At 38.4% G+C, this 13,932-nt stretch carries 14 protein-coding genes; 7 read left to right on the forward strand and 7 right to left on the reverse strand.

All coding sequences use genetic code 11. The features are described 5' to 3' along the window. Nucleotides 1-94 precede the first annotated feature (94 nt). Nucleotides 95-1,432: a CitMHS family transporter gene (locus NL42_RS00620; protein ID WP_446091465.1), complete on the forward strand. Its 1,338-nt coding sequence runs from the start codon at nucleotides 95-97 to the stop codon at nucleotides 1,430-1,432. Between the two features lie 41 nt (nucleotides 1,433-1,473). Here NL42_RS00620 and NL42_RS00625 read toward each other — a convergent pair whose 3' ends face one another. Then, complete coding sequence (locus tag NL42_RS00625) at nucleotides 1,474-1,986, reverse strand: hypothetical protein (RefSeq protein WP_336169402.1); 513 nt, start codon at nucleotides 1,984-1,986, stop codon at nucleotides 1,474-1,476. A 221-nt stretch (nucleotides 1,987-2,207) separates the two neighbouring features. Here NL42_RS00625 and NL42_RS00630 point away from each other — a divergent pair, with 221 nt between their 5' ends. Then, nucleotides 2,208-2,756, forward strand: coding sequence for a DUF2239 family protein (locus NL42_RS00630; protein WP_461311409.1), 549 nt, complete (start codon nucleotides 2,208-2,210; stop codon nucleotides 2,754-2,756). Nucleotides 2,757-2,807: 51 nt separating this feature from the next. Here the strand turns inward: NL42_RS00630 and cysN are convergent, their stop codons facing one another. From cysN to lysS, 5 genes are all read right to left on the reverse strand, one after another. Beyond that, nucleotides 2,808-4,421, reverse strand: a complete 1,614-nt coding sequence (gene cysN, locus NL42_RS00635) for a sulfate adenylyltransferase subunit CysN (RefSeq protein ID WP_461311410.1) — start codon at nucleotides 4,419-4,421, stop codon at nucleotides 2,808-2,810. Between the two features lie 30 nt (nucleotides 4,422-4,451). Beyond that, entirely contained in the window at nucleotides 4,452-5,360 is a 909-nt protein-coding gene (cysD, locus tag NL42_RS00640) for a sulfate adenylyltransferase subunit CysD (RefSeq protein ID WP_004641806.1), read from the reverse strand. Beyond that, nucleotides 5,353-5,484, reverse strand: a complete 132-nt coding sequence (locus tag NL42_RS00645; RefSeq protein ID WP_080026499.1) for a hypothetical protein — start codon at nucleotides 5,482-5,484, stop codon at nucleotides 5,353-5,355. The genes cysD and NL42_RS00645 overlap by 8 nt, the downstream gene beginning before the upstream one ends. 253 nt (nucleotides 5,485-5,737) lie before the next feature. Next, nucleotides 5,738-7,183: a capsule assembly Wzi family protein gene (locus tag NL42_RS00650; RefSeq protein WP_151743947.1), complete on the reverse strand. Its 1,446-nt coding sequence runs from the start codon at nucleotides 7,181-7,183 to the stop codon at nucleotides 5,738-5,740. Between the two features lie 187 nt (nucleotides 7,184-7,370). Further along, nucleotides 7,371-8,900, reverse strand: coding sequence for a lysine--tRNA ligase (gene lysS, locus NL42_RS00655; protein ID WP_461311411.1), 1,530 nt, complete (start codon nucleotides 8,898-8,900; stop codon nucleotides 7,371-7,373). 258 nt (nucleotides 8,901-9,158) lie between these two features. On the opposite strand from lysS, the gene NL42_RS00660 reads away from it, so the two are divergent. Continuing rightward, nucleotides 9,159-9,647 (forward strand): YqiA/YcfP family alpha/beta fold hydrolase, encoded by a 489-nt coding sequence (locus tag NL42_RS00660; protein ID WP_045434567.1) that lies wholly within the window; start codon nucleotides 9,159-9,161, stop codon nucleotides 9,645-9,647. A gap of 54 nt (nucleotides 9,648-9,701) precedes the next feature. Here NL42_RS00660 and NL42_RS00665 read toward each other — a convergent pair whose 3' ends face one another. Beyond that, nucleotides 9,702-10,142: an SRPBCC family protein gene (locus tag NL42_RS00665; protein ID WP_003653046.1), complete on the reverse strand. Its 441-nt coding sequence runs from the start codon at nucleotides 10,140-10,142 to the stop codon at nucleotides 9,702-9,704. A gap of 435 nt (nucleotides 10,143-10,577) precedes the next feature. Between NL42_RS00665 and rubA the strand changes: the two genes are divergently transcribed. The 4 genes from rubA to oxyR all read left to right on the forward strand — a co-directional run bounded on the left by rubA (nucleotide 10,578) and on the right by oxyR (nucleotide 13,928). Continuing rightward, nucleotides 10,578-10,742 carry a rubredoxin RubA gene (rubA, locus tag NL42_RS00670; protein WP_000760495.1) on the forward strand — a complete coding sequence of 55 codons (165 nt, stop codon included), beginning with the start codon at nucleotides 10,578-10,580 and terminating at the stop codon, nucleotides 10,740-10,742. A 94-nt stretch (nucleotides 10,743-10,836) separates the two neighbouring features. Then, entirely contained in the window at nucleotides 10,837-12,015 is a 1,179-nt protein-coding gene (gene rubB / locus NL42_RS00675; RefSeq protein WP_461311412.1) for a rubredoxin reductase RubB, read from the forward strand. Between the two features lie 53 nt (nucleotides 12,016-12,068). Then, nucleotides 12,069-13,013, forward strand: coding sequence for an esterase EstB (estB, locus tag NL42_RS00680; protein WP_336169417.1), 945 nt, complete (start codon nucleotides 12,069-12,071; stop codon nucleotides 13,011-13,013). 6 nt (nucleotides 13,014-13,019) lie between these two features. Further along, nucleotides 13,020-13,928 (forward strand): LysR family transcriptional regulator OxyR, encoded by a 909-nt coding sequence (gene oxyR / locus NL42_RS00685; RefSeq protein ID WP_003653052.1) that lies wholly within the window; start codon nucleotides 13,020-13,022, stop codon nucleotides 13,926-13,928. The last annotated feature ends 4 nt before the right edge of the window (nucleotides 13,929-13,932 follow it).

Consider the following 13,932-nt stretch of genomic DNA (forward strand, 5'->3'; position numbering starts at 1 on the left):
TTATTTGTCTTTTTATTAAAAATTAATAAGAATAACCAAGGTCAGAGTTTTGAATAAACTTGTTCAGTAAAACTATAGGCAAAGGATTGATTGTATGCTGACATTACTTGGTGTTGGCATGATTTTGTGCTTCATGTACTTAATCATGTCCAAACGTTTAAGCCCTATTATTGCTTTAATTCTCATCCCATTTATTTTTTCTCTTATTGCTTGGGGCCTCGGTCACTACTTTGAAAGTTTGAGTCACATTGAACTCAAAGGTCTCAGTGAGATGATGCTAGAAGGCATCAAAAAATTAGCGCCAACTGGCGTAATGCTTTTATTCGCAATTTTATATTTTGCCTTAATGATCGATGCAGGTCTCTTCGATCCACCGGTTAAATGGATTTTAAAAAAGGTTAAAGGCGATCCTCTAAAAATCACAATGGGAACCGTGTTCTTAACCACAATGGTTTCTTTAGATGGTGATGGCTCAACAACTTATATGATTTGTGTAGCTGCAATGCTGCCACTTTATCAACGCTTAGGAATGAATACACTCATCATGACTGCACTTATGCTGTTATGTAGTGGTGTAATGAACCTAACACCATGGGGTGGCCCTACAGCTCGTGCTGCAAGCGCCCTGCAAATTGACCCAAGCCACATCTTCGTACCAATGATTCTTCCTATGGTCATTAGTATTGGTTGGTTATTTTTCTTGGCGTACTTATATGGTCGTTACGAGCAAAAACGTTTAGGCGTTATTGAGCTTGAAACTCACCATGGCGACAATATTACCGTATCAAAAGATCCTGAAGCGACTCGCCCACATTTACGCAAAGTAAATATGGTGCTCACAATCCTTCTTATGATTGCTTTGATCAAAGGCATTTTGCCTATGTCTGTGTTGTTCATGATAGCGTTCTGTATCGCAATGCTCATTAACTATCCAGATGTTGATATGCAGAAAAAACGCATTGCAATGCATGCAGACAGTGTCTTAGCTGTTGTGGGCTTAATTTTTGCTGCAGGTATTTTCACAGGTATTTTATCTGGCACAGGTATGGTTGAGGCGATGTCTAAAGAATTCGTCGCAATGATTCCTCCAAGCATGGGTCCATACCTTGCACCAATCACAGCTTTAGTGAGTATGCCTTTGACATTCTTTATGTCAAATGATGCTTTCTTCTATGGCGTTTTACCTATTCTTGCTGAAGCTGCTTCACATTATGGTATTAGTGCAGAAGCGATTGCTCGTGCTTCGATTGTAGGTCAACCTGTACACTTACTATCACCTCTTGTTCCATCAACCTATTTGTTATGTGGTCTTGCTAAAGTCGATTTTGCTGACCATCAAAAGTTCACTTTAAAGTGGGCATTTATAACGTGTATGGTATTGATGGGAACCGCTTTAGTGATTGGTGTTTTCCCACTCTTTAGCACGCTTTAATTATTCTTTCACAATAAAAAAAGCCCCAAGCGGGGCTTTTTTTATTTCTGTACATATTCAATTAAGTGATCTAACACAATGTGAAAATGCAATGTAATGTCTTCTTCTAAAATTTTATAGGCATTATCGAATTGCACCATTGGCCAACCTTCTTTCCAAAATGGAAAAATATTGTGTAGACCCTCAGTCACGATCGCATCTTCACGACTAATCGCTTGAGCAACTTGAGCTAAAACCTGAGCGGTTTCTGCCCCATCCATAGCTAAATAATCAAGACCACGTGCTTTAAAAATACGGATACGGTCTTTTTTATAACGAATCTTTTTCGCCTGACCTGAATTCAAGCCTAATGCCAACGTAGCAGCTTCTACAAACTTGTCTTCAAAGTTTGCGCTCAATGCAACTAAAGCCTGTTTATGTGCTTCTTGACGCCCAGCTTTCCCCCCATTACGGATAATCTCATTTGCTTCCGTATCAAGCTTATCTTTTTTCATAGACTGTAAAATGTCTAAAATTTCGATATCGCTTAGAGATTCAGGAGATTGCTCAAACATAGGAGTCCTTATACATAAAACTAAAGGCATATTCTCTCATAAAAGCGCTACTAAAGCAGAGTAAAATTTTAAATAGCCTATTAACTTGACTATTTTTATAGTCCTAACTTCAGAGACTACACTCATAAAATCAGATAATTCTTTGGTTATAATTTTAATTATTTGCAAAATTAATTTTACCCAGATAATATAGTTTTACCCAGATAAAATATACAGCTAAAATGAATACTAAAATCACTTATACTGCTTTCACTGGAAGCACGCTTATTGCGAGTGACTCCCTAGTTGAACTTGCAAAAAAACTCAAAGATCTTCCGAAAACAACGGAAAATATTCTGATTTTTAATGATCAAACAGGTCAACAAATTGATCTTGATCTTTCTGGTTCGGAACAAGAATTTCAACAACGTTATGCTGAACCGGAAGAAATTAAAAAAGTTGGACGACCTAAACTCGGAGTAATTTCTCGTGAAATCACTTTACAGAAAAAACATTGGGATTGGTTAGATCAACAAAGTGCGAGTGCATCAGCAGTAATTCGTAAGTTAATTGATAAAGAGTTAAATAACCCAAATTCTGAAGGTAATATTATGCTCGCTAAACAAGCCATCGACCGTTTTATGTCTGCCATGCTGGGTAATATGCCAAATTACGAAGAAGCAACACGCGCCTTATATCAAGGTGATCGAGATATATTTTTAAAGATGATTCAGAGCTATCCTAAAGATTTAAGAGAATATTTAACTTTAAAATCTCAAAGTATTTTCTAAACTCAATAAAAAACCCGCTTACGCGGGTTTTTTCAAAATCAATTCAACCTATTAAAGACGAACTAATTCCACAACTTTTTCAGCTGCCTCTTCAACGGTTTCAGCAGTAACTTCTGTATCTGTGCCATCCACAGCCGTAGTGATAACCACAACACCTGTCTCACGCAATAAAGTAATTTGCTCAGCAGTTAAGTTGGCTTTTGCAATCGCAACTACACCTTGTTGGATCAATAAGCTTTCTAAAACTTGAGCTTTTTCGATTAACTGTGCAGAAATCCCAATCACCGCAGGTTTTTGACCTAAACGTGCAGCACGATCTTCAGCAGTAATAGGATTACTATGCGAAGTCCACTCCACCGCAGACTCAACCATACCAGCACCAACCGTTACATTGCTTAAACGATCAATGAAAATAAATGAACCTGTGTATCGTGAATCTTGATATTGATCAAATACGACTGGTGCATCGAATTCAACAACAACGTCTGCAATGGCATTTAACTCAAGCTCTTCAACCTGAGTATGCTCAAGCGTATTCACATTCACGCGATAGTGAATGTTAGTCACTTTCGCAGGAACAGTCTGTGTACCAATCTTAACGTTGTATAACTTACCTTTCACCAGTGGATGTTCATTCATCCATACTACTGAAGCACGAACACTGCGAGAAATTAATGGTTGTTCACCTGCACGTACTAGAACGTTGCCACGGCTAATATCAATTTCATCATTTAGCGTTAATGTAACGGCTTGACCTGCAACAGCTTGGTCCAGATTTCCATCAAATGTTACGATTTCTTTAACTGTTGAACGCTTACCTGATGGTAATGCAACAATTTCATCACCAACATTGATTTCACCCAAAGCAATAGTACCAGCGAAACCACGGAAATCTAGGTTTGGACGGTTTACATATTGAACAGGGAAACGGAATTCGTGTTTGTTTGATTCACGACTAATTTCAACTGACTCAAGAATGTTCATCAAGGTTTGACCCTTGTACCAAGCTGTATGCTCAGAAACATTTACCACGTTATCGCCATTTAAAGCAGAAATCGGTACAAATTGAATATTGGCTGGACGACGGTCACCCAATTGGCTTACAAAAGCATCATATTCAATCTGAATTTCAGTGAAGCGTTCAGGTGAATATTCAACCAAGTCCATTTTATTAATGGCAACAACAATATTCTTAATACCAAGCAAACTTGCAATAAAAGTATGACGACGTGTTTGTGTTTGCACACCATAACGCGCATCAATCAAGATAATTGCAAGATCAGCTGTTGATGCACCTGTTGCCATGTTACGGGTATATTGTTCATGCCCAGGTGTGTCAGCAATAATAAACTTACGCTTTTCCGTTGAAAAATAACGGTAAGCCACATCAATGGTAATACCTTGCTCACGCTCAGCTTGTAAGCCATCTACAAGCAATGCCAAGTCTGGTGCATCACCTGTGGTTCCTACTTTTTTACTGTCACGCGTTACAGCTTGTAATTGATCTTCATAAATCAATTTTGAATCGTAGAGTAAACGTCCAATAAGTGTACTTTTACCATCATCTACGTTACCGCAAGTCAAAAAACGCAAAAGGTCTTTTTGTTCATGTTGCTTTAAATAGGCCAAGATATCTTGACTGATTAATTCTGATTGATGAGACATTGCTCAAACTCCACAAATTTAGAAATTGTCTTAGAAATAGCCTTCTTGCTTTTTCTTTTCCATTGAGCCCGCTTCATCATGGTCAATCATACGACCTTGACGCTCAGAACTAGTGGCTAAAAGCATCTCTTGGATAATTTCAGGTAACGTATCTGCTTCAGACTCAACTGCACCAGTTAATGGGTAACAGCCAAGCGTACGGAAACGTACAGACTTCATCTGTGGAACTTCACCCTCTTTTAAACGCATACGTTCATCATCAACCATGATTAATGTACCGCTACGCTCAACTACTGGACGAACAGCAGAGAAATAAAGAGGAACGATTTGAATATTTTCTAAATAGATATATTGCCAGATATCCAACTCAGTCCAGTTAGATAAAGGGAATACACGAATACTTTCACCTTTGTTCACTTTACCATTGTAAAGATTCCAAAGTTCAGGACGCTGGTTTTTCGGATCCCAACGATGCTTACTATCACGGAATGAATAAACACGCTCTTTCGCACGTGATTTTTCTTCATCACGGCGTGCACCACCAAAAGCAGCATCAAATTGATATTTATCCAAAGCCTGTTTCAAAGCTTGGGTTTTCATAATATCTGTGTATTTTGAACTACCATGATCGAATGGATTAATTCCAGCTTCGCGACCTTCTTTGTTCTGATGAACGATTAAATCGAAGCCATGTGTTTTTGCCATGTTATCGCGAAATGAAATCATCTCTTTAAATTTCCACCCAGTATCTACATGTAATAATGGGAATGGAAGTTTAGCTGGATAAAATGCTTTTAACGCAAGATGAAGCATTACCGCAGAGTCTTTACCAATTGAGTAAAGCATGACCGGATTTTCAAATTCCGCAGCAACTTCACGGATAATATGAATACTTTCAGCTTCAAGTTGCTTGAGATGTGTAAGTCTTGATTCAGTCATGAACACGTCCTTCTCTATCCATTTTGCCCATAAAATCTAGAAGTGGTATTAAACCACCACGTAGAAGACCATGTGGAGGAACGAGTGCCATAACAACTCCAATTTTTCGTGATAGATAATCCAACCACAAGCCTTTATATGGCTTATAGCATTAGTTATGCATTATAGTGATTTAAAACCGATTCCTTTTGCTTGTTTTTTCATATTGATATTCGATTTCATCATATACATGTAATATGCTGATGCACTTGCACAACTTGGCAATCGTAGCTTGTGTAGCCAACTTAAGCAAATCATGATCTGCTCTTTAGATTTCTCTAAAAACCATAAAAAAAGAGAAGCATTTATAGCTTCTCTTTTCTAAAACATGTTCTAACTTAGAAACCGAACATTTTACGTTCTAATGGAATTTCAATCCCAATAGATGCACCTGCATCATTACCTTCTAGATCAGAATCACTTACCCAGCCATTAATTTTTAATGGAAGATCAGGTTTGATGTAATGCGTCCAAGTTAAATCAAGCGCTTTAATTTCATCGTCTTTAGGGAATGCTTTATTGATTGCCAAGTTAGATTGGTTAACTTTAACCACCATTGCACGACCGCTTAAACGGTTCATGACATCAAAGCGGATATCACCACCCACTGAGTACATTTGCCCATCACCACCCATCGCGTGGCCTAATGGGTAACCATGTTGGTAATAACCATCTTTATAAGTTGAATGAGCATAAGAGATACCTCTTACATCACCATTAGTACGTGTATCTGCCCATTCTGCATAAAGTTGATAAGGCAAGTTATTGTAGCTAGATGAATAGTCGACACCTGCTAAGTACATTTTCTTAGAAGGTAAACCACCCGCTTCATCTTCACCTACATATTGTCCATAGATGCTAACTGGAACTTGGAATAGTGGTTGTAATAATAAGCGACCATCAAAGCCAGCAATTTGGTTTGATGGATCTGGCTCACCCGTTCCGCCATTATCTTTATTGCCGACAAATGCATCCCATAAAGAACTAAAACTTTCAGGACGTCCATCACCACCCCATTGAATAGCACGCGATGCGCCCAACTCAATATATGGTAATGGTTGTGCAGTTACACGCAAGCCAATTAACTTAGCGTCTGGAACTGATTTATAGTCATCTAATTGACCAGCAAAAGCTTGATATTGCCAAGGCCCAATCCAAGATAACCATTTTGTATCAAAAGCATTTTGTACAGCACGTTGTGCAGTTACACCATAAACCGGACGACTAGCATCACCACGAATTAAGCTACCATCATGGCCAGGCCCCCACCATGTTGGAATTTGACCCGCAACGACCCACTGATTCCAAAGTTTACCAGCAACATATGAACCTTCAACATTCACATCTTGACCATTATCAATTTGTGGATCTTTTTCTGCATTTACTCGGATTTTTGCATCCCAGTTTTCACCACCCGCATTAAACTCTAAAGAACCTTGATATTGAGCTTTTTGGTTATCACCAAATGCTTGCGGAATATTTTTGCTATCGGTTTCAGCAAAAGCGCCCACTTTAACCGTATTGTTATCTGCTTTTAATGCATCAAGAACTGAATTAATAACTTTTTGTTGAGCTGGATGCGTCACTTGTGCTTGAGAGAGTGCTCTCTGGATTTCATCACCACTTAACGGCCAAGTTGAGGTGCTAATCTTGATAACACCTTGTTGATTCAACCAATTTAAGTCTGTACGTAAGTCCTCATTATTTAGCACTAAACCTTGTGCAAAAATAGCGGATGAAGCAGTTGCCAATATTGCAATCGAAAGTGTTTTTCTTAGAAACATGCCAGCCAATTCTCAAAGTTATTTATGAGCAACACCTTAAATTTTTTATCACAACTTTGCAATTGTTAAACTGTGCAATTACATTTTTTAACGCTATCTTAAGATTAGTGTAGATAGGTAAGTTTTTGAGATATAAAAGTAATAAAAAAAGGCAGTATAAATACTGCCTTTTTTTGTCTTTAGAAGATTAACCTTCTTTACGACGCATGTGCGGGAATAAAATTACATCGCGAATACTTGGTGCATCGGCAAATAACATGACCAAACGGTCAATACCGATACCTTCACCAGCTGTAGGTGGTAAACCATACTCAAGCGCTTCAACGAACTCTGCATCGTAATGCATTGCTTCATCATCACCCGCATCTTTCTCTGCAACTTGGGCTTGGAAACGTTCAGCTTGATCAATTGGATCGTTTAACTCGCTGAAACCATTTGCCAATTCACGACCACCGATGAAAAACTCGAAACGATCAGTAATATGTGGATTGTCATCATTACGGCGAGCAAGTGGAGATGTTTCAGCTGGGTATTCAGTAATAAATGTTGGCTGACGAAGTTTAGTTTCAACAGTTTCTTCAAATACGATCGTTTGAAGTTTACCTAAACCAAAACCAGGCTTAACTTGTTCTTTTAACTCTTCACGAATAAATTGAGCAAGGAACTCACGGTCACCAACATTTTCAGGTGTAAACTGTGGGTTATTCTCTAAAATCGCATCAGACATAGAGATTTTCTTGAATGGCCCTTTGAAGCTAAACACTTCACCTTGGTAAGGCACATCAGTTGTACCCAAAATATCCGAAGCCAGCTTTTCAAGCATGTTTTCAGTTAATTGCATCAAGTCTTTATAATCAGCGTAAGCTTGATAAAACTCGATCATTGTAAATTCAGGGTTGTGGCGCGTTGACACCCCTTCATTACGGAAGTTACGGTTAATTTCAAACACACGTTCAAAACCACCAACAACTAAACGTTTTAAATAAAGTTCAGGTGCAATACGCAAGAATAACGGCATATCCAAAGCATTGTGATGTGTTTCAAACGGACGTGCAGACGCACCACCCGGAATCACGTGCATCATTGGCGTTTCAACTTCCATGAAACGTTCATTGTTTAAAAATGCTCGAATACCTGCAACAACTTTGGCACGGATTTCAAAAGTTTTACGTGTTTCTTCATTCACAATTAAGTCAAGGTAACGTTTACGGTACTTAACTTCTGTGTCATTTAAACCATGAAATTTATCTGGTAGCGGACGAAGAGATTTTGTAAGAAGTTCAAAACCTTCAAGGTGAACATATAGGTCACCTTTTCCTGAGCGTCCGATATAACCTTCGGCAGCAATAATGTCACCAAGATCTAAACCTTTAATGGTCTCAAGAATATCTTTTGGTAAACCTTTACGGTCAACATATAACTGAATACGACCTGTCATATCTTGAATAACCATGAAAGAACCACGGTTTAACATGACACGACCAGCAATTTTCACATAGACATGCTCAGCGCTTTCAATTTGTTCTTTCGACTGATCTTTAAATTGTTCTTGTAGATCAGCAGCGTAGTGTTCACGCTTAAACGTATTCGGCCAAGGACTCTTTCCAGTTTCCTTCGCAACATCTTGGATTTGCTTTAATTTGGCATGACGCTGTGCAATTAAATCGTTTTCGGAAATAGTTGGTTCAGAAGTCGATTGAGCGTTTTGTTGCGTCATCTCTGCCTCGATTAAGTAAAAATTAAGTGCTATATCCTAACAGATTGCGGGAGTTTTTCGAATGATTTCAATCAAACAAAAATGAAAAAAGACAATTTTATAGAACAAAACACCACTTTTTAAAGGCAAAATGACTTAGACCAATCGCTAAGATCATTTTTTAAAGCATTTAGTAAAATATAAAAAAATCCAAATAACCTCGATATTCGAAAGGCCCGATTTGCCTTTTATTTTATCAATGAGATTGTGTCGTAAATAATGAAAATTCTATTTTTACATGGCTTGGATTCTTCGCGTGAATCGACAAAGTTCCATGCCATTTTACATCCTGAAAAATTTTGTATTGACGTCGATTATCGTAACTTAAGTTATGCCTCTGTTGAGTACTTTTACCATCAGGTTATTCAGACGATCAAACCAGACTTATTGGTAGGCCATAGCATTGGAGGCTATTGGGCGCTAAAAACTGCTGCTCAACATAAATTAGCTGTTATTGTGGCGAATCCAAGTCTTACACCTAACTTTCGGGCTGACTATCCTCAACTTTCTGAAGACGAACTCACTCTCTCTAACCCTAAAATGGCTTATTTAGAGTTAGGAGATGAGCAACTTGATATGTATCACGTTCAAGAAAAACTTGCCCCCTACATGAACATCGAAACTTTTGAAGGTGGACATCATCGCTTGGCCTATCCTTCACGACTTAATGATCTCATTATGAAAATTTATAAAAAATATTTGGCTTAGATTTATATAATTTGATTTTTGAAAAAATGGTTTTATGCATAAATAAACGAAGCTCTATTTTGCTTCTGCCATTTTTTTAACCACCTCAAAACCTTGAACAAAGCCACTTTTCAACATACCCATATATTCAGGTAAGGTGGCCAATTCAACTTTTAAAGTGGTGATATTATCTTTTTGGGTTAGAAAATATTTTTCTAAGGAACCACTCCACCCTTTAACCTCTTCACTTTCTAAATCTTCCTTACCCTCCTTAATCATTCCTAAATGTTTAAAAATTAATATTTCTGGTTTTTGCATTTGTTCAATGGTAGAAACCATGCCATTTCCTTCACCGTCAAGAAAATAAGTTTTACCACCTATTTGCCAGTCGGTACGCATGGAGGAATCCGGCGCAAAGAATTTCGTCCAAGCGTTATATGTCTCGCTATTCCAAAGTATGTCCCATACTTTTTCTATAGGCGCCTCAATTTCTACTTCATATACTAAATTTTCCATATTTCACTTCCCTGATTTATACCGTCTTAATGACAGCAAATTTTAATTTTGGGTTTTAATAATGACATTCTGTCACATCATAGTTTGTTGTTATTTAGCTTTCGTATGAGATGAATCTTTTAAATTATAAGGTGCTCTTTATTTCAAGATATTTTCATCAATAAAATTAATTTTAAGAATGCATTAGTTATTATTAGTTTATGGCGAAGTTTTGCCTAAATAACCACTTATTTGTCCTAACCTGCCATTCATCTTTGCTTACGAATGATTAAACTCCGTTATTTACTTTACTTTGAATGTAGAACTGCGTAAAAATTTGATATCCGATCAAAGGCACATTGGTTATTATTGACCGGATCGTAGTTACATTATTAATAGATGGAATAGTTTTACTGAAAGGCAGCTTTGAGCAAACTTATCAGTGCGGAGAGTCTCATGAAAAAATATCAATGTATCGTTTGTGGATGGATTTATGACGAAGCGGAAGGTTGGCCACAAGACGGCATTGCAGCTGGAACAAAATGGGAAGATATTCCAGATGACTGGACTTGCCCTGATTGCGGCGTTTCAAAAGCTGACTTCGAAATGATCGAAATCTAAGAACGTAAAATAAAAGGCCATGATCGACATGGTCTTTTTTACGAATATTACCAATCACCGTATTAAATAAATAATTCTAACTCTGGAGAAAAAAATGCATCCTATCGTCATTATCGGATCAGGCATGGCGGGTTATACCTTAGCACGTGAGTTCCGTAAGCTTAGCCCAGAGCAAGAACTTGTGATGATTTGTGCGGATGATGCAGTGAACTATGCAAAGCCAACATTATCAAATGCATTTGCAGGTAAAAAAGCACCAGAGCAGATTCCATTAGGTGATGCTGCTAAAATGGGTACTCAACTCAATATGCGTATTGAGCCTTTTACTTTTGTAAAAGAGATTTTAGCTGAACACCATGAGCTTGTTTTAGAAAAAGATGGTGTAACGTCGAAGCAACCCTACTCAAAACTGATTTTAGCTGTGGGTGCTAACCCAATTCGCCTTGCAATTGCAGGTGATGGTAGCGATGACATTCATGTTGTGAACTCATTGATTGACTACCGCGCTTTCCGTGAAAATCTAGCTCAGCGCAAAGACAAACGTGTTGTTATTTTAGGTGCAGGTTTAATTGGTTGTGAATTTGCCAACGACTTACTGCATAGTGAATATGACATCACAGTGATTGATTTAGCTCCTCAACCATTAGGCCGTTTACTTCCAGGACATATTGCTTCTGCTTTCCAGCAAAATCTTGAGGAAGCTGGAGTAAAGTTTGCACTCGGAACCACTGTTGAAAAAGTAAGCAAAATTAATAATGGCGAAGACTATGCGATCACACTCGCAAACGGACAAACATTGGTTGCGGACCTTGTTCTTTCTGCGATTGGTTTACAGCCAAATATTTCACTTGCTAAAAGTGCGGATATTCAAACGAGCCGTGGAATTATTACCAATGGTTTACTGGAAACAAACCAAGCAGACATTTATGCAATTGGGGATTGCGCAGAGGTAAACGGTACTTTACTTCCATATGTAATGCCGATTATGCAGCAGGCTCGTGCCCTCGCAAAAACACTTAGTGGACAACAAACTGCTGTGCACTACCCTGCTATGCCAGTTGCAGTAAAAACGCCAGCAGCTCCACTCACAGTTTTGCCTGCTCCAGTTGATGTAGAAGTGAACTGGGAAACAGAAGAATTCGACGATGGTATGCTTGCCAAAGCAATTGACAATGAAGGAACATTGCGTGGTTTTGTATTGTTAGGTGCAACTGCAGGTAAACAACGCTTAACTTTAACAAAGCTTGTTCCAGATCTTATTCCACAAGCATAAGGTTTGTATCAGGAATACTCAGTTAGAGAGTATTCCTTTAAGGAATGAATAACATGAATAGCGCCTTACAGTTTAACATTTCACCATACACATCTTTCATGCAAGAAACCAAAGTCAACTTAGGCAATGGAATTGAGTTACATGTAGAAGTAGGTGGAAAGCCAGAACATCCAACCATTTTGCTGATTATGGGCCTTGGTGCCCAAATGCTTTTCTGGCCAGATTTTTTCTGTAAATCGCTGATTGATCAAGGATTTCGTGTTATTCGTTTTGATAACCGTGATATTGGACTTTCTTCAAAAGTACGCCATGAAGGTAAACGCTTAAATACTGTTAAATTGATGGGTCGCTTTGCCCTAGGATTAACTAATCAGGGTGCACCTTATACTCTGCATGATATGGCAGACGATGTGTCTATGCTCATTGATCGTTTAGGTGTAAGCAAAGCGCATGTGATTGGTGCATCAATGGGTGGGATGATTGCTCAAATTCTTGCAGCAAAATATCCAGAAAAGGTTGAGAAGTTAGGGCTTATGTTTACAAGCAACAACCAGCCCTTTTTACCACCACCTTTTCCGAAACAACTTTTGAGTTTAATTGGCAAACCTGAGACACGTGACGAAGAAGGTATTGTTAACCACAGTTTAAAACTATTTCAATTGATTGGTTCACCTGGTTATATCAACCAGATTGAAGCAATACAAACTGCGCGTAAGCTTTATCAACGTAGCTACTATCCTGCTGGTGTACTTCAGCAGTTTTTAGCAATATTATGTACAGGCTCCTTACTACAACTGGACCGTGAAATTAAGCAACCCGCTTTAGTCTTACATGGCTCTCGCGACCGCTTACTTCCACCTAGCCACGGTAAGGCTGTAGCAAAAGCAATTTCCGGTGCTAAGTTTGAATTAATTGATGGAATGGGGCATGATATCCCTGCACATTTTATTCCACAGCTTAGCGGTTTATTTGCGCATCATTTTAAATCATCAGACTAGGACACTATGGCTGCATTACCCTCACTAAGACAGCTATCATATTTAGTTACGTTGTCGGAAACTTTGCATTTTACTGAAGCAGCACGCCGCTCTTTTGTCACTCAATCGACGTTATCAGGCGGCATCATGGAGCTTGAACGTTTATTAGGTGGCGTTCTGGTAGAACGTGATCGTCAGAATGTGCGTTTAACACCTTTAGGTGAACAAGTCGTTGCTCGTGCCCGTGTATTACTAGCAGATGCTCAAGATTTAATGCGTTTGAGCCGTGAAATGAGTGAGCCGTTAACGGGTGATTTGCATTTGGGTGTTATTCCAACCATTGCACCTTTTATCCTGACACGCTTACTTAATGAAGTGCATCAGCAGCTACCTAAAATTCAGCTGCATTTACATGAAGCACAAAGTGAAAAAATTGTAGAGCGTCTTGAACACGGAAATCTAGACATGATTGTTCTTGCTCTACCGTTTGACACTCGAGGTCTAAAAGTCGCTGAAATTTCGAAAGAGAATTTGTACCTTGTATGTAGTAAGCAAGACACGAATGCTCTTCAAGCAAACTCTCTAGATGATCTTGATTTATCAAGATTAATTTTGCTTGAAGAAGGCCACTGTTTACGTGACCACGTTTTAAGTGCATGCCCTATCGGTGAACGTAAAAACGACAACCGTTTAAAAGCAAGTTCTTTACCAACGTTAGTTGAAATGGTTTCTTCTGATTTAGGCTTTACGCTTTTACCAGAAATTGCAATTGAAAATAGTATGATCAAGTTTAATGATCAGATTACTGCAAAACCAATTGAAGATGCTCCGAGCCGTACTTTAGCTTTAGTGACTCGTAAAAGTACACCATTGCAAAGTGAGTTCGATGTGTTACTGCAAATTATGCAGAAAATCACGACAAGAATACATGAATAAAAAA

Source organism: Acinetobacter sp. GN11 (assembly GCF_054823985.1).